Here is a 20,895-nt window from a genome sequence, read left to right as displayed (position 1 = left end):
GGCTGGACGTGTCCGAGGCCATGATCCATGTCGCCATGGGAAGCCTGCTTTTACGCCGGATCGCCCATGACTGACCTTTCTCAAACGGACTGTAAGACCCGCAACGATCCTGGTGGCAGGATTGGCGAACCAAATCTGAGCGGAGAGAACGGCGACTACCTATCTGTCTGACAAGGTTGCGATCCTCCTCGAGGTTCCTGATACGACCCGAAACAAAGGCGGAGCCTACTCGCGCTTCGCGAAAAAGAACTGCGGCGCTGAGCAAAATCCTCACCGCGTATCCCATCAAATCGTGCGCCGACATTTCTTGACGTCGATCAGATTTCGGGTCTCGGCACGCCCAAAGCGAGACCCGCGAGCCCGAGGAAGTCGTCGCCCGCTCCCTGCAGGATCACCTTCCCCTTCGTTCATCCCATAGCGATTTCTAGGAATACGGCGCCGGAACGCTGAAGTGGTTGACGCGGCCTTGCAATCACCATCGGCTTGAATGCGCTTGGGGTCCCCCGCAGGCTGTGGAAGATTATCGCCGGCCACACGATTCTGACCCTTCCGGTCGTGACTCTTCTCGTCCTCGTGCGGCTGGAGGGGCTCGATCGCAACCAGGAGATAGCGGCGTTGGACTCGGGAGCGCGACCATGGCGCGCTTTTCTGACCGTATCGGTGCCGCAAGCCCTGCCGGGCATACTCGCCGGCACGATGATCGCCCTGGCGATCTCGATGGATGAGTTCATCCTCACCTTCCTCGTGACCGGCTCGCAACAGACCCTGCCGCTCTATATTTTTGGATCGCTGCGGATTCGTGTGACGCACGAGTTGAACGCGATTGTCGCGCAGCAGCGCGTGGTGCTCGCTCGTGCGCTAGTAAAGCGGCCGGCGGTCCTCCTGCTCGACGAGGCGCTAGGCGCGCTCGATCTCAGGGTGCGGCGCCAGATGCAGGATGAGCTTGTCCGCATCAAGCGATCCACCGGAACCACGCTGGTCCATGTCACGCACGATCAGGAGGAAGCTTGCGCTATCGCGGACCGCATCGCGGTCATGAAGGACGGGTTGATCGCCCAGGTCGACACGCCCGAGGCTTTATGCAGGGCGCCTCGGAGTTCCTACGTGGCCGGCTTCATCGACGCCGGAACGATCGTTCGCGGCAGGAACACCGTCGCGGAAGCTCCGTCGAGATATCCCACCCCGACATGACGTTGACAGGGAAGATTCCATCATACCTAAATGAGGCGCAAACGATCACTGCAGTGCTTCCGCGCAACAGGATCAAGGTGAGCCTCGCGAAGGGATCGAGCGATCAAGCAAATGCGGTGCGGGGAACTGTCGAGCGTTTTGTCTTCACCGGCTCCGTCTTCAATACGCACGTGCGAGTGATCGAAGGGCTGGAGGTTCGCGCGGCGCTGACGATCGAGGAAGTTTCGATGTTGGGCGAGGAGAGTCTCCACCCGGACTCATACTTGGAGTTGCATTGGCGCCAAGAGGACATCGTTTTCGTGGAAGACTCGTAGATCGCTGTCACCCACCGGGTTGCTCGGCTACTAAGCCGTTCTCAACGGCGAGAGGACTGGATAGAATATGCCAAACGACTTGCGGATCGGCCTCGTCACCGAAGCTCTGATCAAGTGGCCCTTACCCGATGTCATGGACTGGCTCGAGCATGACGTGCCCGAGATCACCGACCTCGAAATCGGGACCGGCGCCTACGCACCCACCCAACATTGCGACATGCCTCAACTCCTGGCGGATAAGAGCGTCCGCGCCGCCTGGCAGCGGGAGATCGTCGCTCGCGGCTTTCGCATCGCCGCTCTCAACGCATGGGGCAACCCGCTGCACCCTGATGTCGCAATCGCACAGGCGCACGACAAGGCCCTTCGTGACACGATCACGCTTGCGGCGGCGCTTGGTGTGGACAGGATCGTAGCGATGGCCGGCTGTCCTGCGGGCGCTCCGGGCGATGTCACGCCGGTCTTCGCCGCCGGCGGCTGGCTTCCCTATCTGGAAAATGCCCATCTCAAGCAGTGGCAGGATGTCACCATGGGTTATTGGCGCAACCTGAGCGAATTTGCGCAACGCACCCATCCTGGGCTTCTGATCTGCCTTGAGCTTCACCCCGGCACTGTCGCGTACAACGTCGAAAGCTTCGAGCAGTTGGCAGGGCTGAGCCCCATGATCGCCGCGAATATCGACCCGAGCCATTTATTCTGGATGGGCATGGATACCGGCGCCGTGGTGGACCGACTCGCTGGACGTGTCGGCCATGCGCACGCGAAAGATGTCGTCTTCAACACGAAGCAGCTTGCGCTGAACGGACTGCTGGACCGCCGCTGGCCGATGCCCCCAGAGGAAATGCCCTGGACCTTTGCGACGGTCGGGAGCGGCCATGACGCTCATTGGTGGCACGGTTTCAAAGCGCAGTTATCCACCTTCGGCCGCGCCCGCACCATCGCGATTGAACACGAAGATCCGTTCGTTGCGCCCGAACTTGGTATCAAGGCCGCCGCGAAACTCTTGGCAGTCAAACCTGCCGCGGGTACTGCTTCTGCCTCTCCTCACCGAGCCATGGAGTGATATGCAGCCTCATGTCGCTTCAAGCGGCGGCTACGCGACCGCACTGGCAATGTAAGCCAGGCGGCCGTGCGCCGGCCCCGAGCGGAAGGGAGACCGGCATCACTCTCGCGGGGGTTTGACGCACGGTTCCCGTAAAAGATAGTAGCTGTTACTGCATGGTCTCCACCTCATCCGCACCAAGTTGATTTACGACCGTGTCATGCAGGGTCTTGAGTGCCGCCGAGACCGATGTCGTCGGATCTTGCGCGATTTGGCCGGTGGCCTCTTCTATACCACGGGCCCAGACAGCGAATCCGTCGTTCGAAGGAAGTAGCTTGTCATAAGGAAGAAATGTCGCGAACTCGCCATTGAATGGCGGCGCATAATTCACGTAGTCGGGCGATTTGGCGACCTCGGTATCGGGCGGAACGAAACCCGCCTTGGTGGCGATAAAGACCATGTATTTTCTTTGTTGGAGGAGATTGACCAAGTCCCAGGCCAGATCGGGATTCTTGCTTGCTTTCGAAATCGCGACATCCCATCCTCCCAAGGTACCACCTTGACCAGGGGACTGACCCTGTGACGTCGGAAACGCTGTCGCGCCCGCCGCTGTCGCCGCCTCGGCCCAATGCCGATTCTTCTCCTTCCAAGCACCGCCATACCAGTTGGACCCAAGTGCGATCGCCAGCTTTTGCTGCGCCATTAGGCTGACCGGTACCGCAACTGCTTTAGGCGAAAACAGATCGGAAAGCTGCGCCCCGAGCCCCGCCGAATACACGTCTTTGTAGAATTGCAGGACGTCCCGCAGACCGGGGCTGTCAATCACGTATTTTTTCGTTTTCGTATCATAGATGATGGGCGTTTTGGACGAAAAGATGACTGCACCAGAACCTTGCAGGACACCGGTCGGTCCCGCGCTGGTGCCAGCGGCGATCCACAGTGGAACAACCCCGGGAACCTTCTCTTTGATCGCCCGGGCCGCCGTCAGAATATCATCCCAATTGTGAGGGCTCCACGGCACGGCAATGCCGGCCTTCTGCAGCATCTCCTTGTTGTAATACATGCCCGTATTGTTCTCGCCAATGTCCGCGGCATAGACACTTCCGTCGATCCGGCCTTCATCCTGGATATTCTTTGGAAATCGGTTCCAAAACGCGCTAGAGCTTAGATACTTATCGAGCGGCAACAAATAGCCGGAGCTTTGGAACTGACCGATATAGGTTGTGGGAAGCTGGATGACGTCAGGCGTTGTGGATGGCGAGCGATACTGCAGGGCAATCGCGTTCATCTCATCGGTGTCGGTGCCGCCGTGCGGCTGCAGTTCCAATGTCACGTTCGGATGTGCAGCCTCGAACTCCTTCTTGATGTCATTCCAATATGAGACCGAGTCCGCATCTTCGTCGAAGACATAGGCGGAGGAGTACCCGACCTTGATGGTCGTTTGGGCCGAGGCGGCGCTCGCCCAGCCATAGGTAGCCAGCAAAGCCGCGACTGCCGTGGCCCCGCTCAACATCGCATTCCGCGACGTCAGCCTACGTGTTCCGAGCATCTTCATCTATCTCCTGTTATGGTTCTAGTTTGCTCTAACCTCAGCAAACACCTCCGGCTGCCACGTCTTCACCGGGCCCGATGTCGTCGGCAATAGTAGGCTTTGCTGTGTTGTCTTATCGAATAAGTGGAGATGCTGCGTATTGATTTGGATCCTAATTCGGTCGCCGATCGCAATCGGAGTACGGGGAGGCACGCGGGCCACTAGCGTTGTGGTCTCGTCACAGCGAGCGGTAACGAGGGTCTCGGACCCCAGCGGCTCGACGACTTCAACATCGCCGTAAATGGCATCTTGTGGATTCCCTGGATCGCATAAGACGTCCTCGGGTCGAATCCCGACAAACACCTCGGCGGATGAAGACGAGTTGGGAGACACAAAACTCGCCGGGTCCATCCGGATCGTCCGGCCCAGGACCTCAAGCACGGGCGAATTGTCGACGCTACCTAATCGTCCCGTCACGACATTCATCTTCGGCAATCCGACAAAGGTCGCGACGAACAGATCCGCTGGGCTATCGTAGATCTGCTGTGGCGTACCCACCTGAGCAAGGTGTCCTTTGGACATCACGGCAATCCGAGTAGCCATCGTCATGGCCTCCGCCTGGTCGTGGGTCACGTAGACGATTGTAGCATTGAGCTTCGTGTGCAGCCGGATGAGTTCGGCGCGCATCTGCGCCCTCAAAGTGGCGTCCAGATTTGACAGAGGCTCATCCATCAGAAACACCTTGGGTCGGCGTAGCAATGCCCGCCCTAGCGCTACCCGTTGGCGCTCACCCCCCGAAAGCTCCGCGGGCCGACTGTCGAGCAAGCGTTTAAGGCCGAGCAGTGTCGCGACCTCGTCCAATTGTCGGTTCATTTCGGCTTTGGGCACCCGCCGCAACTTCATCCCGAAAGCCAGATTCCCACGGACGGTTTTGTGCGGATATAGCGCGTAGTTCTGGAACACCATGGCGACGTCGCGCGCTTTCGATGGTAGCGCATTGACTGTCCGCTGCCCTATCGCAATGCGCCCATAGGTCGGCCGTTCCAGACCCGCTAGCATTCGCAGGCTCGTCGTTTTTCCGCAGCCTGACGGACCGAGCAGAACCAGAAACTCGCCATCTGCAATGTCGAGTGACAGGTCGTTGACCACGGGATGGTCTCCGAACAGCTTATAAACGTGCTCGAACTGCACATCAGCCATCGACGTTCGCCGTCGCTATCATCGCGAAGTTCCATGTCATCAGCCACGCACCCCCCCACCGAAGGCAAAGCCACCCCTGAAGATCCTGGCGATCAGGAGATAGAGAACCACGACCGGAAGTGAAAACAGTAGAGAGAATGCAGCCAACTGGCCGAACTGTATGTAGCCATGCGATCCGAGGAATTGATATATCGCGACCGTTCCAGGCTGGTCGTCGGGATTGGCATCCAAAACCAGGGGAACGACAAAGGCCCCCCACGCACTGATGAAGTTGAAGACCGCCGCGACCGCGAGCCCCGGCAGAACCAGCGGCAGGACAACATGGAGGAGGACGCGCAGGGTGCCAGCACCCTCAATGCCTGCGGCTTCCTCAAGCTCCATCGGCACCGCGTCGATATAATTCTTCAGCAGCCAGATCGCGAATGGCAGCGCGCTCGCGGCTAAAAACAGAGAGGTGGTGAACCTGGAGTCCAACCAGTGCAGCGTCGCGTATATCTGATAAATGGGAACCAACATCATCGTCACCGGCAGGCCGGAGGCAAAGAGCACCAGGAGCATCACCGTGCGTTTCCCAGGCACGTGCCGCCGCGACAGCGTATAGGCAGACAGCAAGGCAAGTCCGGTTGCGACGACCGTCGTCACCAGAGCCAGATAGAGGCTGTTCACAAATGGCTGCAGGCCATGGGCGGTTAGAACCGCCCGAAAGTTCTCGATGGTCAAGTTCGGCAGGCGGATGCTCCAATCCGCGTTTTTATCGACGGCTGCCAGAACCAACCAAAGGAGCGGCAGGGCAAAGGCTACTCCAACAATGACCAGGGTCGTGTTGGTGGCGATGCCTGTCGGAGAAAGTCTCGGATAGTCGACAACGATCAACGGCCCGGTAGGCTGTAGCGTCGGTGGGGCCTTCCGGTTCAAAAACCTCATGCCGCCGACCTCGATGTTCGCACGAATAAGAGCGACAGCGCTGCCCCGATAAGGATCAGCACAAGCGAAATCGTGGTGCCGTAGCCGAGCTCATAGTAGTTGAAGGCCTCCTGGTAAATATAGACCGGCAGAGTCATAGTCGAATTTCCTGGACCGCCCTGCGTCAGCGTGTAGATCAGCGTAAAATCTGAGAGATTGAGAATCGTCACAAGCAATAAATTGGTCACAAGTGTCGGCCCGAGCAATGGAAGAGTGATCGACCAGAGTCTTCGGAACCGGGAAGCGCCCTCGACATCAGCCGCCTCCAACACTTCACTGGGTATGTTGCGGAGCGCCGCAGAAAAAACGAGCATCGAAAATGCCGTACCGCGCCAGAGATTGGCGACAGAGACGGTCGTCATCGGAGCGGAAAACAGAAAGTTGGTGTGCGGAGATCGCGTCAATATGCCTAGCGTGCCGCCGGCCTGCGAGAAGGCATACCAGACAAACGCTGCGGTAACCTCGGGAATGACCCATGCCGCGACAACCAATACTCCGACCGAGAGCCGGATCGGCATCAACGACCGCCGCATAAGTAGTGCAAGAGCCAATCCGACCAGCGTTTGGCCCACCATTCCGGAACCGACGACGAAGATCAGAGTGAGCTTGACCGAAGTGAAGAAAACCGTGTCGTGCATGAGCCGGGTCGGGTTGGCGAGCCCGGTGAACCACCATCTCTGCGCATGCGGGCCGATAAGCTGCAGGTTCGTGAACCCGAGAAATAGCGCATAGACGATCGGCCCGACGAACAGGAAGAACAGAAAGCCGCCAGGTAAAGCCAAAAGAGCGGCGCTGCTGAGCTCAAAGCGCGGCTTATCCTGCCGATGGCCTAGTTGGAACCTTGTATCGCTTCCCATTGATGAAGCCCGTCCCGACAAATATCGTTCAGCTCAGCACGTGCGTCGATCCTGTCTCGAACTCGCAATCCCAACGCACCTGCGACCCACCACTGCCGATCAATCGACCGGTTTGTGGCGGACTACCTCCGAACGGCAACAAAACCGCTTTGGAACGTGACAGAACGGTAGGGACAGCCCGGTTTCCCTGTCAAGCATTATGCCAGGACTGGCTCACGATTGTGTTCGCCCGATCTGGGACGCCCTTGTGCGATCGAGAGCCGATATTCCGATCCGACCGACTTGCTTCGAGGCACTCAGGGGAAATCCAGCCAAAACAACCCGATATTTTCGTCGCCCAGGAAACTCAAGTTGCAGCTCCCTCGCATCTGATCTATCTCGTGGAGCGTTCCACAGCTGGGGCGACGAATGGGTGGAAAGCTCTCGGTTCTGAAAAGCATCGAGATCCGGCTCATCTACTCGCGCGCTCGAGCCGCTGATCCTGCCTGCCATGAACAAAGCATGGAATGAGTGTGATGCGCATTACTCGCGTGCATAGCCGGGTCGTCGACTTGCCACTGCCCGCTCCATTCCATCCCGCCTGGGCGCGCGGACGCAATCAGACCAACGTCCTTCTGGTTCTGGTGTCGGTGGAAACCGATGCCGGACTCATCGGTCACAGCGCGGCGCATGCTGGGCTCGAAGCCGCCATCACTGTCGAACGCTTCATATCGCCATATTGGATCGGCCAGGATCCGACCGGGGTCGAGCCTCTGTCCGCTGTCCTCCGAGATGCCGAGATTCTCGGTCCCCCGGCGTATTTTATGGAAATTGCGCTCTGGGACATTATCGGCAAGCAAGCTGGGCTTCCGGTCTACAAGCTATGGGGCGGTGCGCAGAACCAAGTGGCCGCCTATTGCGCCACAGCTGAGCTGCGTTCGCCGGAGCAGCGGGTCGAAGATATCCATCTTATGCTCGACCAGGGCTATCGCGCGGTGAAACTCCGTTTCCATCATGATGATGTCCGGCGCGACCTGGGAGTCGTGGAAGCCATCCGCAAGGCCGTCGGCAACCGTATCGAAATCATGATCGATGCCAATCAGGCCGGGATCGAGCCGGGGCTGACTGCGCACCGCATCTGGGGCTTCCAACGCGCGCTCGCCGTCGCACGCGAGTTGGAACAACTCGACGTGCTCTGGCTGGAGGAACCGCTGCCTCGATACGACTATGCTGGCCTCGCCCGGCTGCGCGAGAAATTAGACGGAATCAAGATCGCTGGCGGCGAAGACAATCACGGCATTCACGAATTCAAGCTTCTGATCGACCGCGGCTGCTTCGACATCCTTCAGCCCGACGCGCTTCTTTCCGAGGGCATCTTCCAATTGCGCAAGGTGGCCGCGATGGCCGAAGCAGCACATCTGGAAATTGCGCCCCATACCTGGGGCAACGGTATCGGCCTTCTCGCCAATCTGCATTTGGCCGCCTCGACGCCGAACTGCACATGGCTCGAGTTTCCGCACGACCCACCCAGCGGCTTCACCGCGTCCAGCCGGGACCAGATGCTGCGAGAGACACTATCGATCGATGCGCAAGGCTTGGTCGCGGTTCCCGACAGGCCCGGTTTCGGCTTCATCCTCGATGAGGATCGTATCAGCCACTACACCGTTGCCGAATTCGGGTAGACCTCTCACATGCGCCGGCACGATCACTCGCGCCACAGATACCCTTTTGCTTGACATTTCTAACCAACAAAAAGTATCCAACGGGAGTTTGGAACGATCCAAGGGGCGCGGCAAGATGTACGATGGCCCGATGATTGACTGCGACGTGCACCACGCGCGCGCGACAGACCAAGAGCTTCTGCCCTTTCTTTCTCGGGGCTGGCACGAATTCATCTCAAATCGCGGACCGGCCGGCATCATGCCGCTCACCGTACAGGATGGGCTGCCGAACCCACACGGTTTTATGCGTGCCGACACTTTTCCTCCCGATGGCAGTCCGCCAGGCTCGGACTTCGAAATGCTCCGTCAGCAGGTCTTGGACCGTGGCGATGTGCGCCGCGCCATTTTGACCTTTGGCGACGACAGCCATGTGGCCGGCCATCACAACCCCTATTTCGCCGCGGAACTGGCCCGTGCGCTGAACGACTGGTCGATCGATCGTTGGCTCAGCCGTGACGAACGCCTTGTCTCATCAATCATGGTGGCCACTCAACTCCCCGAGCAAGCTGTCGCCGAAATCCGCCGTCATGCCGATAACCCGCGGATGGTCCAGGTGATGTTGGTGGATAACCCCCATCGCTATCCGTTCGGCCATCCCGTGTTTCATCCGATCTATGCGGCCGCGGAGGAAATTGGGCGCCCCATCGCGATCCATGGCGGTGCCGGCGGATGGGCCAATCCCGCCAGTACTGGTGGCGGCAAGGTCAATTTTTATTTCGAGGCGCATACCCTTTGGCCTCAAGTCGTCATGACGCATCTTGTCTCTTTCATCAGCCACGGTGTGTTCGAGAGATTCCCTCGCCTCCGCCTGCTGCTGATTGAAGCAGGCGCGGCCTGGTTGCCCAGCCTGCTCTGGCGATTCGACACTGACTACAAAGGTCTGCGCCGGGAGGTTCCTTGGCTCAAGAAACTGCCGAGCGAATATGTCCGGGACCATGTCTGGCTGACGACACAGCCGCTCGAGATCTCGCCAAAGCGGGAACAGGTGGCCGAGTTGCTGGGATGGGTGAATGGCGCCGACCGTCTTTGCTATTCGTCGGATTATCCACACTGGGACGCCGACGAGACGAACTATATCGCGAGCCGTTTGCCCGCATCTTGGCACCGCCGCGTTTTCTTCGAGAATGCCTTGAAATTCTATGGCTGGCAGGAAGCCGATCTGGCGCCGGTAGGCGGGAGAAACGCGAAGTGACGACGGATGTCGGCCCGGTCGAGAGTTTTCCTGACGGCCAGGTCTCAATTATCACCCTTGGACGTATCGAGGTCGGCATCATCCGATGGTCTGGCAAAGTCTATGCGGTGAGCGGAATTTGCACACATCAAGGCGGCCCGCTCTGCCGCGGGGTTCTTTCCGGCCGCCTCGCCGGGACCGCGCCTGGAGACATGACGCTCGAAGACGCCGCTCCTGTGATTGCCTGCCCCTGGCATGGATGGGAATTCGATGTCTGCACCGGAGAGGCGATCTGGGACCCGGCCGTGCGTGTCCGCACATTTCCGGTCAAGATCGTCGCCGACCGCGTGCTAGTCGAAATCGGCGCGGGCTCGAGGCGTTGGTTGGCAAGCCCACGAGCGGATGAAACGTAAACCTTTGGAGCCCACAAGGCTTCCCACCATTGTCGATGTCGCCCGGTTAGCCGGAGTCTCCAAATCGACCGTCTCGAACGTCATCCGTGATGCCGCCTGCGTCGCGCCAGCGATGCGTGCCCGCGTGACCAATGCCGTGGCCGCGCTGAACTACCGCCCTAATGTATTGGCGCGTCAACTCGTACAGCAGCGCACAAAGATATTTGGGGCAGTGGCCGGCGACCTTGCCAACCCCTTCCACGCGGAGATGGCAAAGCAGATCGAGCAGCATGCAGCCGCGAAAGGCTATCGGGTCATGTTCGTCAATACGCATGCGGACGAGGTCGATGAGGCGAGTCTGGAGCAGCTCTTGGAATATCGGGTCGCGGGAATCCTATTCCTCGCCCATGCCGGCATGTCCGAACGCGCGCGCCTGCTCGTGTCGGGCAAGTTGCCGGTCGTTTTCGTCACCTGCAGCGCGGATTGGGGCGATGTCGTATCGGGCGACGACCATCGGGGAGCCGAAGTTGCCACGCGCCACCTGATCTCCCTTGGCCACCGGCGCATCGCCTATTTCGCCGACCCGATCGTCGAGGATGCCGCGGATCGGGCGCGCAGGGCAGGTTATCGCGCGGTCATGGAAGAGGCAGATCTCCAGCCAAACGTGTATCGCTGGCGCCGCTCCCCTCCTGGGCTGCTGCGCAACAATCGCGAAGTCTCGCCCGAGAGTCTTCTGCTGGGGGAACGCAGGGTTACTGCCATTTTCTCCTCCAACGACCTAGGCGCCATCGAAATATTGGATTGCGCCGACCGGCTTGGCATTCGGATTCCCGAGGATCTTTCGGTGGTCGGCTTTGATGATATTCTGCTGGCACGGCTTGCACGCATCAATCTCACCACGGTCGTCCAGCCGCAGCACGCTCTCGCGGAGCTGGCAATCGACACGCTCTCGGCGCGAATCGCCGGAAGTCTCCCCACCACACCCGTCCGACGCACTGTTGAATTGCACCTTGTCGTTCGCGGATCGACAGCGCCACGCTCGCCTGAGTGATGTGCGAATACTGACGCCGGCGATTGGGAGCAGGCTCACTACTTCAGGATGCGGGCGCGGATTGACGCTCCAAGCTCAGCCGGTATGGGTACGTTGCGCCCGGCTCGGATGGCACTTGGGGCGCCTAGCGCTCCGCGGCACGTGCCGGCGGTACCGGCAAAATGATTTCGGAAGCGATCTTCCAGTCCTTTCCGACGCTAAGCCAATTGATGATCATCAGAAACGGCTTGGGTGCTCCACTCTGCCCCGCATATGAGACCGTAATGTTCATAGGCACGTACGACTCCGCGACGTCGCTTGTCAGGCCAACGACTTTGAGCTTCGAATAGTCCGGCTCGAGCACGACCGGGCCGGAGGTGCCGATGTCGTGCAGCTTCTGATCGATGGCCTTGTTGCCCCAGAAGCCGGCCCAGTTCCCCTCGGACGGGATCGCGCTCTTCGCCACCAGAAGGGTCGAGGGCGATTGCCAGAACATCCCGTGGAGAGCCTTGAAATCGTGCTTGTTGGCCAATTCCATGAGCTTGCCGAACTGCGATTTGATCGTTTTCAGGGTCACAAAATTCAACGGCTCATTGCTGACGGCGGGAGCCGCCACGACAGCCCGAGTGGAAAGAACCAGAGCGGTAACGGCGAAAAGAAGCATGTTGCGCATCTCGGCATCCCTTTGCAGGTTGAACCATCGCTTACGAAGGAACACGATCCACGCCCGCTTCTCGGCGATGTTCGCGCCCCAGAGCGAGCCCGGATTGACGAGTCCTCGCAAAGATCGAGCAACGCATTGTAGAGCTGGCGCGTGCCCTCCGCTGACATGTCCGGCAGTCGGAATCGCGTAGAGACTGCCGCACGGGCTCGCAACAGGTCAAACCGCCTTCGGCGAGGTCAGATAGCGTGGAGCGGGATGGGAATTGCCGAGATGGCCGCTTAGAACGCGGCGAGCGGCCTCGTAGGACGTCCATTCCTGACCGTCTTGCAGAGGAGGGATAGTAACTACCTCGCCGGCGTCAAAGCCCGCGAGTGCGGCGGCAACCAGATCCTCGACGCTCATGACGATCTCGCCCGGCAGGTTATGGTGACCGCCGACGCCGGGGATGTCCCAGAAGGCGGTCGCGGTCGCGCCGGGAAGCACTGCCTGGATCCGGATCCCCTTCTCAGATAGCTCGTGCTGGAGGGACTGGGTCAGCGCGAGCACATAGGCCTTGGTTGCGCCATAGACGCCGTTGAGGATCTCAGGGCCAATGGCAACGATCGAGGCGATGTTGATAATCGCTCCGGTGCCGCGTTCGACAAAGGCCGGCGCTGCGGCGTAGGTCAGTCTGGTCAGCGCGGTGACGTTGATCCCGATCATCTCCTCGATCTTGCCGACGTCGGACTGCAGCAGTGGCGTTGCTGCGCCGAAACCGGCATTATTGACGAGGAGCGCGATCGTTGCGTTCCTACCCAGGACATCCTCGATCCGGCGCAGATCGGCGGCATTGTTGAGGTCGGCCGTCATCGCGTTGACCGCGCGGCCAGTCTCGTTGCTGACGCGCCGAGCGACCGCCTGCAGTTTGTCAGTGTTGCGCGCGACCAGAATCAGGTCGTAGCCACGCCTCGCCAATCGGTCGGCGTAGACGGCGCCGATGCCGCTCGAGGCGCCAGTGATAAGAGCGGTGCCCCTGCTTTGAGAATTGGTCATTTGTCCCTCCGTCGCGGCCGTCATGCCCGGTCGAGAGAGGCTAGCCTTGTCCGTCTACGGCTTGAATGTCATATAAACGGCAATTCAGGACATTCTGGAGCGAGTGATGCGGAAGGTCGGGTTCATCATTCATCGGGGATATTCGCCGATGGGCTTCGCCGTCAGCACAGCCTTCGAAGTGGCGAACCTCGTCACAGGTGGGATGCATTACGACGTCCGTATGCTATCCGAGCACGGCGGCCCCGTTCGAACTTCCTTGGGTTTCGAAGTGGTGACGGAAGCCTTCGCAACCACGCCTTACGATCTCATCGTCATCGGCGGTGCGATGGAGGATGCGTCATCGGAGACCGTCGATTTTGTCCGGTGTACCCCACAGTTCGCGCGACGTGTAGCTGCGACTTGCGTGGCGGCCTTCGTCCTGGCCGAGGCAGGGCTGCTCGACGGGCGGCGTGCAACCACCCATTGGATGCGCGCCCGTGAGTTGCAGACGCGCTATCCGAAGGTGCGCGTCGAAGAGGACCGAATCTACATCGCCGACGGTCGAATCTGGACCTCCGCCGGCATGACGGCAGGCATTGATCTAGCTCTGGCGCTGATCGAGGAGGATCTCGGGATCGAGGTGTCGCGCAGTGTTGCGCGCAAACTCGTGCTCTACCACCGGCGGGCCGGCGGCCAGTCGCAATTCTCATCATTGCTCGAACTAAATCCCAAGAGTGACCGGATCCAATCTGTTCTCACCCACGCCCGCCGCCATCTGACGGAACGGCTAAGCGTCGAGGACCTTGCCGAAGTCGCACATCTGTCGCCGCGCCAGTTCAGCCGGGCATTTCACAACGAAACAGGCCAGTCGCCGGCAAAGGCGATCGAACATCTGCGTCTCGAAGCCGCGCGGACCCTGATGGAGGACACGACTCATCCGATGGACGTGGTGGCGCAGCAGACAGGCTTCGCTGATCGTGACCGGATGCGGCGCGCCTTCCTGCGGACCTTTGGACAACCACCACTGGCGATCCGGCGAGCCGCCGGCGGCGGCGATGCTCAAGCCGTAGCGCACGCGTTGCCACGGTAACTGAGGCGTTTCCTCAGGCCGCCGCCACAAGGCCGCAATGCGTGCCGCCGTGATTATGACCGACAGGCTAAGGAGCTACGATGCAGCGAAGCGGCGGGTCCTGCCGACGTCAATCATCGACAAAGCCGCTATTCTGAACCACGGGGCCGAAAACTCACATCGGCCGAGACGACCTCCGGGACGGCAGATGCGGCAATTGTAATCGCTCGAGCAGGCTCCGGACTTCCTCTCCTTATACGCGTCCATTTATGGCCACTTTCATCCACACCGGCATCGACTGGCAGCGGATCCCGATCGCGCGATTCGGTCCGGGTGGTTGAATGCCTTGCAGCGGCAGCATACCTGCGCCGGCACACGGCTCGGTCGGCGCGGCAAACCCGCCCGCGACTGCGAGTCGCCCGCCGCCTGTTATTGCTTCAATCTCAATTGCGGGAGTTCGGCTCTCCACTCCCCTCCTCTTCCCGTCCTCCCGACATCGAAGTGAGCCCGGTCGGCGCTACTGCCGTAGCGGCGCGAAATGCACCGCATCCTCAATTACGTCGTCCCGGCTCCCTCCGCGTCCAGACGCAGCGAACGATCAATTCGGTATAGGTCATTGCTAGACTGATATGAGATGCGGGTCATCATGCTCGGCAATCCTGAGAAACAGCGTAGCGGGAAACGCGCGCGAATACTCAAGCTGGATTATCGATTGCACTACCGGCACAACGCAACAGGGCCGCTAAATTCGCCTGTCAATTAACGCAGCCATCTCCACTCGTGAGCCGACACCAGCAGTCGCTAACAAACTTGCTAGCGGGCGCTGTCTCATTGGAATTTGAACGCGCGGCATCGAACAGCGATTTACTAGCAGGGGGACAATTAAATGGAGTCATAAGACGGCGACCTGAGCTACGCGCAACAATGCGGCTCGCAAGCGAGCCGTTCGAGGAAAGAACGATCGCGGCCAAGTTCGTTTGGCCCAAAAAGACAGGCGAGCATGCCAATAGCATGCTCGTTTGGCGAGCCGCGCAGATCAATAATTCCTGTTGTTGCGGCCCTCTACGTCGCCCCTTTGGCCCAGCCAGCCCATGTCCAGCTAAGGTCTTCAACCCTCTGCCGCACACCCTTTTGACAGGTGTCAATGCCGACACGGCATCAGCGTAGCGATAGTCGCTAAGAGACGATCGGTCCGCCAAACCAGCTCCGTGGGTTGAACCCATGACAGAAATGCCGCCGCACAGGAGTGCGGATGACAGCAGTGTAACTAGGTTCAGGACCCTTTACACGGTTCGACGCGGTGTGATTCTGGGGGCAACGGAGGTGTTCGATGTCCCGAGTGCCACTGCTGACCGAGGCGCAGATGCGCCGGATCGAGCCGTTTTTCCCGATCTCGCGCGGGCTGCGGCGCGTCGATGACCGCCGTGTCATCAGCGGGATCATCTAACGTGATCCGCAAACAGCCTGCAGTGGAAGGACGCGCCTACGCGGCTACAGCCCGCACCAGGACGCTCTATAATCGCTTCGTCCGCTGGAGCCGGCTCGGCGTGTTCGACCGCATCTTCAAAGCCCTAGTGGCGCGGGCCGCGCATACCGGAACGGCTGATGATCGACAGCACCCACCTCAAGGCGCACCGGACAGCCGCCAGCTGGCAAAAAAGGGGATGCTTCACGCTGCATCGGACGCACCTGCGCGGCGGGCCGAACTCGAAACTTCATGCTGTCTGCGATGAGAAAGGCCGGCTCGTCCGCCTACTGCTGACCGCAGGCCAGACCAGCGACCATAAAGGCGCTGCGATGCGCCTGCCGGTTCTCCCACAGGCGCGCGAGCTGCTCGGCGATCGCGGCTACGATAGCGCGGACTTTCATGCCGACATCCTGGCGCGAGGCATCCAGCCCTGCATCCCGTTCACCAGAAAGCGGAAGACCGCGATACCGCACGACAGCACGCTCTATCGACACGGCCACACCGTATCGAGAACGCATTCGGCCGCCTCAAAGACTGGCGCCGCATCGCCACGCGCTACGACCGATGCGCCCACACGTTCTTCTCCGCCATCTGCATCCCCGCAACCGTTATCTTCTGGCTGCCGTAACGAGTCCTGAGCCTAGCTAAACGATGGCGCATTGGCAGCAACTCGCTTTTTGACAGGTGTCAACTACGCCACGCCTCGCAGCGTTGGCTCCTGGTCGCTCTGGACAACAAAAAAGAGAACCTGTTGCGTTTTCACTGCGCGATGATTAGTAACGGAGAATGGGCGAAACCAGGAAAGTTTAGCGTAGATGCCAGATCACGGTGTAGCGCCCGAGTTTGAGCCGGTTGATGAGGCGATCCGCGCCGACGCCGACGCGTTGAGCGCAGAGCTGTTCAATCTGCGGGCGCGGCTTTTCCCACCTTCAGCAGCCAAGCCACTTAGACTTTTTTCAAGTGGCGAAGCCGCTGCTCTTATCGGGATAAGTGACGCCTATTTACGCCAACTTTCGCTTGCGGGTTTCGGCCCTCAGGCAATCAGCGTCAATGGAGGACGCCGATCTTATTCCTTGCAGCAAATCAATGAATATCGCGGCCACCTTTCCCGCGAAGGGCGCGACTATTTTCCCAGACGTCGAGCTGGAGATCAGCTCCAGGTGATCGCGGTCACGAACTTCAAGGGCGGCTCAGGCAAAACCACCACTTCGGCGCACTTGGCGCAGTACCTCGCTTTGCGTGGGTTCCGAGTCCTCGCGATCGACCTGGACCCTCAGTCAAGCCTTTCGACCTTATTCGGGTTTCAGTCAGAGACCGACCTCGCCGAGAACGAGACCCTCTATGCCGCAATTCGCTATGATGAAACACGGCGCCCTCTACAGGAGGTCATTCGGACGACGTATTTTACCGGCGTCGACCTAATTCCCGCCAATCTTGAACTTCAGGAGTTCGAGCACGATACCCCGAGAATCCTCGCTGCCGGTCAGCGGGGAAAGCACAGTCTCTTTTTCAATCGGCTGCGGGAGACTCTGTCGGAAGTAGAGAGCAATTACGACGTCGTCATCGTGGATTGTCCTCCTCAACTAGGTTTTCTGACTCTTGGAGCGTTGTGCGCAGCCACAGGCGTTCTTGTGACCGTCCACCCTCAGATGCTTGACGTCGCGAGCATGTCTCAATTCCTGCTTATGACCGCTGATTTGCTGAGCGTCGTGCGCAAAGCTGGCGGCGAACTCCGATACGATTTCCTCCGATACCTCATTACACGATATGAGCCTCAAGATGGCCCGCAGACTCAGGTCGTCGGCTTCCTGCGAAATCTCTTCGCGGAACGAGTGCTCACAAATCCGATGCTTAAATCGACGGCCGTTTCAGACGCCGGCCTGACAAAACAAACGCTCTACGAAATTTCTCGTCAGAGCATGGGACGATCGACGTATTCCCGTGCGGTTGAGGCTTTGGACGCAGTCAACGGGGAAATTGAAACGCTTATTTCCAAAGGATGGGGCCGCTGACATGACAAGACGTAGAGACATGCTGCGGGCCGCGTTCGACAAAGACCAGCCTGCTCCTGACACGGGTTTGGTCCCCCAGGTGCCCGATACCTCCATGCGAGTACCCTCGGCTGCTGTGCGCGCTATGGGACTGACCTTGGGCCGTATCGAGGAAGATGCCGCTCGGGTTGACGCTTTATCAGATAGCCTCGCTCGGGGGGAGCTGGTCCACGCCCTTGATCCCGAGGTCGTGGAGCCATCATTCGTCGACGATCGGATCGACCGAACCGCGGACCCCGATTTCCGGCGGCTGGTGGACAGCATCCGCTCCTCAGGACAGCAGGTTCCCATCCTGGTGCGGCCGCACCCCACCGCCAGCGGCCGGTACCAGGTTGCCTATGGCCATCGCAGGCTCGGAGCCTGCCTAGAGCTTAAACAGCCCGTGAAGGCGCTTGTCCGCAACCTCAACAATGAAGAACTGGTCGTTGCGCAAGGGAAGGAGAACGCTGAACGGAGGAATTTGTCATTCATAGAACGAGCCGTGTTCGCCGCTCATCTCGAACAACAGGGCTTCGAACGGGCCGTCATCCAGGCCGCCCTTGCTGTCCATCCCGCCGAGATGACGAGACTTTTATCGGTGGCCAAGGGAATCCCTCAAGCGGTGATAGCCGCCATCGGTCCGGCACCCCGAGCAGGACGACCGAGGTGGATGGAACTTGCCGAACTCTTGGGGCACCCGAAGGCACACGAGGTGCTTCAAGATCTAGTCACCAAGGCATCCTTTAGGCAGGTCGGTTCAGACACTCGGTTCGACCTCGCTATCGGCTGTTTGCGCGCTACAAGGACCGAGTTAAACCCACCCGTTTTATTTCATGACGCTAAAGGTCGTATCGTCGTCAGGGCGGAAAGCAGTGCCCTCGGCTACCGATTTCTCGTCGATGTCAACGCTGCGCCTGGTCTCGACAGATACCTGTTAGACAAGCTTCCTGAGCTCCTCGCCGGTTTCAACCATCGATAGCTGTGTGGACTTTGGCGATGCGGCCGCTCGCGACGACCGATAGCCCCTACCCAAGCCGCATCTAGGTCTCACTGTGTGGACTCTCGCGAGGCAAAAGGGGCTTGCGTCCGCGGACTCCGCAGCCGTGGACTGTTGCGAGGCTGGCCTATCGATCGGTATCTCCATCCCGAGTCGCCCCCAACAGCTGTCAAAGACCCGTGGAAAACGCCAACAGCCCGAGTATGGACTGTAGCGAGATAGCCGTGGACTTTTGCGAGAAGCAACCAAGGGAAATCAACGCTTTACGCGACTTATCCTGTGGACTTTAACGATTATACTAATAGTAGTCTTCTAATAAGCTTCGAATAGGCTACCTCGCAAAAGTCCATGCGGACGGCGACCTCGGCTTCTGGCAGGCTAATGTCAGTTGATAAGTGTCCTAGGTGATCCAATGGGAACGGTGCATACGTTGATTGAAAGCAGAGGCCGTTTAGGGGCCCTTGGTTTCGATTTTGACCGTCGCATTGTCGAAACTGCGGCCAACTACATGGCAGACGAAGACAACGGAATCGGCTTTGTCTATTCAGGGTGGGCGCAAGCTGCACTTCCTCATCGTCGTCTAAAAGACGATCAGACATGGCAGATAAACTCTGACCACGTTAAACTCCTCATAGAACCCGGTCGCCGGGCAACGGAGGTAGGTGATCCAATCTGGGTGGGAGTACCATATGGATCCCGCGCCAGGCTCATCATGCTCTATCTACAAACCGAAGCACTGCGAACGAATTCGCGGGAAATAGAGCTTGGGAAATCACTGCGCAACTGGCTTAGCCGGTTAGGTATTCCCATCGGCGGAAAGTCACTCAAGGACGTTAGGGAGCAGGCTGAGCGGATTTCCCGGTGCAGGCTAACGTTTCATGTTCAAGCGGCCGGACGGGCGGGCCTGGTGAACCAAAACATCATGGATACCGCGATGTTTGTGGATGGGGCCGACCCAGCCCAGGGCAGTCTATTTCTCGAAACTGCAAAGTTGTCGGAAACATTCTACGAGCAACTGCGAAAGCACCCGGTCCCCCTAGAGGAAGCGGCGATCAGAGCAATAAATAATAACTCTATGGCGCTCGACCTTTACTGCTGGCTGGCCTATCGTCTTCATGTGCTTACTGGGCCACGCCAAGTAACGTGGAAGGCACTTATGGGTCAGTTTGGTGGCGGGTATAAGGAGCAGTTCCACTTTAAACCGCGATTTCTAGAGAACCTGTCTCTCGCCATGGCGGTCTATAGGGATGCAAAGGTCGACATCGACGAAAAGGGGCTGACACTTCGGCCCTCGCGACCACCAGTACCTCAAAAGCAAGGTGTCGCCGCGGCCCGCTGACCGGGCTGGTGCGACTCGCAAGAGTCCACTCCAGCTTGCTCTCAAGAGTCCACACTCGATCGACCAGTTCGACCCGCTGACGGGTACACCCATCGCCGCAACGATCGGCTAGCCCGACCGACAGCGGCGATGTAGGCAAGTGTAATCCGAGTCGCGCCTGAGGTGACCGCAATACGCCGCATAGTTCAACTCGATGTCCCGTTTCAGCCTCTGCGACCGGCATGCAGCTGCGGTTCCTCACCCAGGAGCTCGAGACCATCAGCTAGCAAACCGTTGATAGGAGTGGGCGGGAAGTGGGAGAGCGAAGGCGCGCCAATGACAAGCGAACAGCGCAGTTGGTCGAGCTCTAGGCAACAGAATCTGTCCGCACCCGTCCGAATTCTGACCAACCGGGGCTTAACTCCGGGAAGGGTGGCTGCCTGGTCGATCAGACGACGATTCACTATTCCGCTCGCGAGCAACAGACGTCAGGCCGTCGTGGGCGTACAGCCCTATTTTAACCACCGACTATCAGCATTTTTCTGCGGGACAGGCACGGTAGATCACGTTTACCGTGCCTGTCCGCGCAAGAAGGATCAATTGCCATAGTCACCGGATGGATTCAGACTGGCACGGTGCCGACGGCGTCGTGAGCAAGTGTGCGGGGGCTTTGGGGCAGCATGGCGGCTAAGACGGGCATTGCGGCTCTGCCGCTTACCGCGGACCAGCCTTTACCTGCGGCGCGCCGCTAAAACCGTGGCCGCCAGCACGACCAAGCTGCTGGATCTCTGACGGTGACCGAGACGCCCGCCGAGGCTCGCACGCAGGGCTCAGAAGACTTCGTGCCGGGCGGGGGGCGCGCTCGCGCTGCCTCAAACCGACTGGCTGCGGCACGACCTCGCGGTCACCGGACCGCCGGAGGACGTCGCGGCCCTGCGGCAGGCGGCGGA

At 59.5% G+C, this 20,895-nt stretch carries 18 protein-coding genes and 1 pseudogene; 13 read left to right on the top strand and 6 right to left on the bottom strand.

Annotated elements, in window-relative coordinates:
• Window positions 1-483: 483 nt before the first annotated feature.
• The 3 genes from GSQ83_RS04310 (at window position 484) to GSQ83_RS04300 (ending at window position 2,565) form a co-directional block, all read left to right on the top strand.
• Complete coding sequence (locus tag GSQ83_RS04310) at window positions 484-1,191, top strand: ABC transporter permease subunit (RefSeq protein WP_256367082.1); 708 nt, start codon at window positions 484-486, stop codon at window positions 1,189-1,191.
• A 77-nt stretch (window positions 1,192-1,268) separates the two neighbouring features.
• Window positions 1,269-1,505, top strand: coding sequence for a TOBE domain-containing protein (locus GSQ83_RS04305; protein ID WP_158801648.1), 237 nt, complete (start codon window positions 1,269-1,271; stop codon window positions 1,503-1,505).
• A 79-nt stretch (window positions 1,506-1,584) separates the two neighbouring features.
• Window positions 1,585-2,565, top strand: coding sequence for a sugar phosphate isomerase/epimerase (locus tag GSQ83_RS04300; protein WP_158801647.1), 981 nt, complete (start codon window positions 1,585-1,587; stop codon window positions 2,563-2,565).
• Window positions 2,566-2,713: 148 nt separating this feature from the next.
• Here GSQ83_RS04300 and GSQ83_RS04295 read toward each other — a convergent pair whose 3' ends face one another.
• From GSQ83_RS04295 to GSQ83_RS04280, 4 genes are read right to left on the bottom strand one after another with little or no spacing between them, the layout of a single operon-like run.
• A complete protein-coding gene (locus GSQ83_RS04295; RefSeq protein WP_256367213.1) occupies window positions 2,714-4,057 on the bottom strand; it encodes an ABC transporter substrate-binding protein in 1,344 nt (447 codons plus the stop codon).
• A gap of 60 nt (window positions 4,058-4,117) precedes the next feature.
• Window positions 4,118-5,275, bottom strand: coding sequence for an ABC transporter ATP-binding protein (locus GSQ83_RS04290; RefSeq protein ID WP_158801645.1), 1,158 nt, complete (start codon window positions 5,273-5,275; stop codon window positions 4,118-4,120).
• Window positions 5,276-5,314: 39 nt separating this feature from the next.
• A complete protein-coding gene (locus GSQ83_RS04285; RefSeq protein ID WP_158801644.1) occupies window positions 5,315-6,199 on the bottom strand; it encodes a carbohydrate ABC transporter permease in 885 nt (294 codons plus the stop codon).
• Window positions 6,196-7,095 carry a carbohydrate ABC transporter permease gene (locus tag GSQ83_RS04280; protein ID WP_158801643.1) on the bottom strand — a complete coding sequence of 300 codons (900 nt, stop codon included), beginning with the start codon at window positions 7,093-7,095 and terminating at the stop codon, window positions 6,196-6,198. The genes GSQ83_RS04285 and GSQ83_RS04280 overlap by 4 nt, the downstream gene beginning before the upstream one ends.
• A 515-nt stretch (window positions 7,096-7,610) precedes the next feature.
• Between GSQ83_RS04280 and GSQ83_RS04275 the strand changes: the two genes are divergently transcribed.
• The 4 genes from GSQ83_RS04275 to GSQ83_RS04260 all read left to right on the top strand — a co-directional run bounded on the left by GSQ83_RS04275 (window position 7,611) and on the right by GSQ83_RS04260 (window position 11,409).
• Window positions 7,611-8,756 carry a mandelate racemase/muconate lactonizing enzyme family protein gene (locus tag GSQ83_RS04275; protein ID WP_158801642.1) on the top strand — a complete coding sequence of 382 codons (1,146 nt, stop codon included), beginning with the start codon at window positions 7,611-7,613 and terminating at the stop codon, window positions 8,754-8,756.
• 130 nt (window positions 8,757-8,886) lie between these two features.
• Window positions 8,887-9,987 (top strand): amidohydrolase family protein, encoded by a 1,101-nt coding sequence (locus GSQ83_RS04270; protein ID WP_158801641.1) that lies wholly within the window; start codon window positions 8,887-8,889, stop codon window positions 9,985-9,987.
• Window positions 9,984-10,379 carry a Rieske (2Fe-2S) protein gene (locus GSQ83_RS04265; RefSeq protein WP_158801640.1) on the top strand — a complete coding sequence of 132 codons (396 nt, stop codon included), beginning with the start codon at window positions 9,984-9,986 and terminating at the stop codon, window positions 10,377-10,379. The genes GSQ83_RS04270 and GSQ83_RS04265 overlap by 4 nt, the downstream gene beginning before the upstream one ends.
• Window positions 10,369-11,409 (top strand): LacI family DNA-binding transcriptional regulator, encoded by a 1,041-nt coding sequence (locus GSQ83_RS04260; RefSeq protein ID WP_158801639.1) that lies wholly within the window; start codon window positions 10,369-10,371, stop codon window positions 11,407-11,409. Before GSQ83_RS04265 ends, GSQ83_RS04260 begins: the two co-directional genes overlap by 11 nt.
• Window positions 11,410-11,533: 124 nt before the next feature.
• Here GSQ83_RS04260 and GSQ83_RS04255 read toward each other — a convergent pair whose 3' ends face one another.
• Window positions 11,534-12,004, bottom strand: coding sequence for a hypothetical protein (locus tag GSQ83_RS04255; RefSeq protein ID WP_216849924.1), 471 nt, complete (start codon window positions 12,002-12,004; stop codon window positions 11,534-11,536).
• Window positions 12,005-12,268: 264 nt separating this feature from the next.
• Window positions 12,269-13,084: an SDR family oxidoreductase gene (locus tag GSQ83_RS04250; protein WP_158801637.1), complete on the bottom strand. Its 816-nt coding sequence runs from the start codon at window positions 13,082-13,084 to the stop codon at window positions 12,269-12,271.
• Between the two features lie 106 nt (window positions 13,085-13,190).
• Here GSQ83_RS04250 and GSQ83_RS04245 point away from each other — a divergent pair, with 106 nt between their 5' ends.
• From GSQ83_RS04245 to GSQ83_RS04225, 6 genes and pseudogenes are all read left to right on the top strand, one after another.
• Complete coding sequence (locus GSQ83_RS04245) at window positions 13,191-14,153, top strand: GlxA family transcriptional regulator (RefSeq protein WP_158801636.1); 963 nt, start codon at window positions 13,191-13,193, stop codon at window positions 14,151-14,153.
• A gap of 1,584 nt (window positions 14,154-15,737) precedes the next feature.
• A pseudogene (locus tag GSQ83_RS31105) lies at window positions 15,738-16,037 on the top strand (transposase); the annotation flags it as partial.
• Window positions 16,031-16,228, top strand: coding sequence for a transposase (locus GSQ83_RS31100; RefSeq protein WP_371417961.1), 198 nt, complete (start codon window positions 16,031-16,033; stop codon window positions 16,226-16,228). The pseudogene GSQ83_RS31105 and the gene GSQ83_RS31100, both read left to right, overlap by 7 nt.
• Before the next feature lie 187 nt (window positions 16,229-16,415).
• Window positions 16,416-17,612 carry a plasmid partitioning protein RepA gene (gene repA / locus GSQ83_RS04235; RefSeq protein WP_158801635.1) on the top strand — a complete coding sequence of 399 codons (1,197 nt, stop codon included), beginning with the start codon at window positions 16,416-16,418 and terminating at the stop codon, window positions 17,610-17,612.
• Between the two features lie 19 nt (window positions 17,613-17,631).
• A complete protein-coding gene (gene repB / locus GSQ83_RS04230) occupies window positions 17,632-18,609 on the top strand; it encodes a plasmid partitioning protein RepB (RefSeq protein WP_158801634.1) in 978 nt (325 codons plus the stop codon).
• Between the two features lie 430 nt (window positions 18,610-19,039).
• Window positions 19,040-19,966 (top strand): replication protein RepA, encoded by a 927-nt coding sequence (locus tag GSQ83_RS04225; RefSeq protein ID WP_158801633.1) that lies wholly within the window; start codon window positions 19,040-19,042, stop codon window positions 19,964-19,966.
• Window positions 19,967-20,895 lie beyond the last annotated feature (929 nt).

The sequence above is a fragment of the Acidisoma sp. L85 genome (assembly GCF_009765865.1).
Lineage (GTDB): Bacteria > Pseudomonadota > Alphaproteobacteria > Acetobacterales > Acetobacteraceae > Acidisoma.
This window is presented reverse-complemented; position numbering and strand designations above follow the sequence as displayed.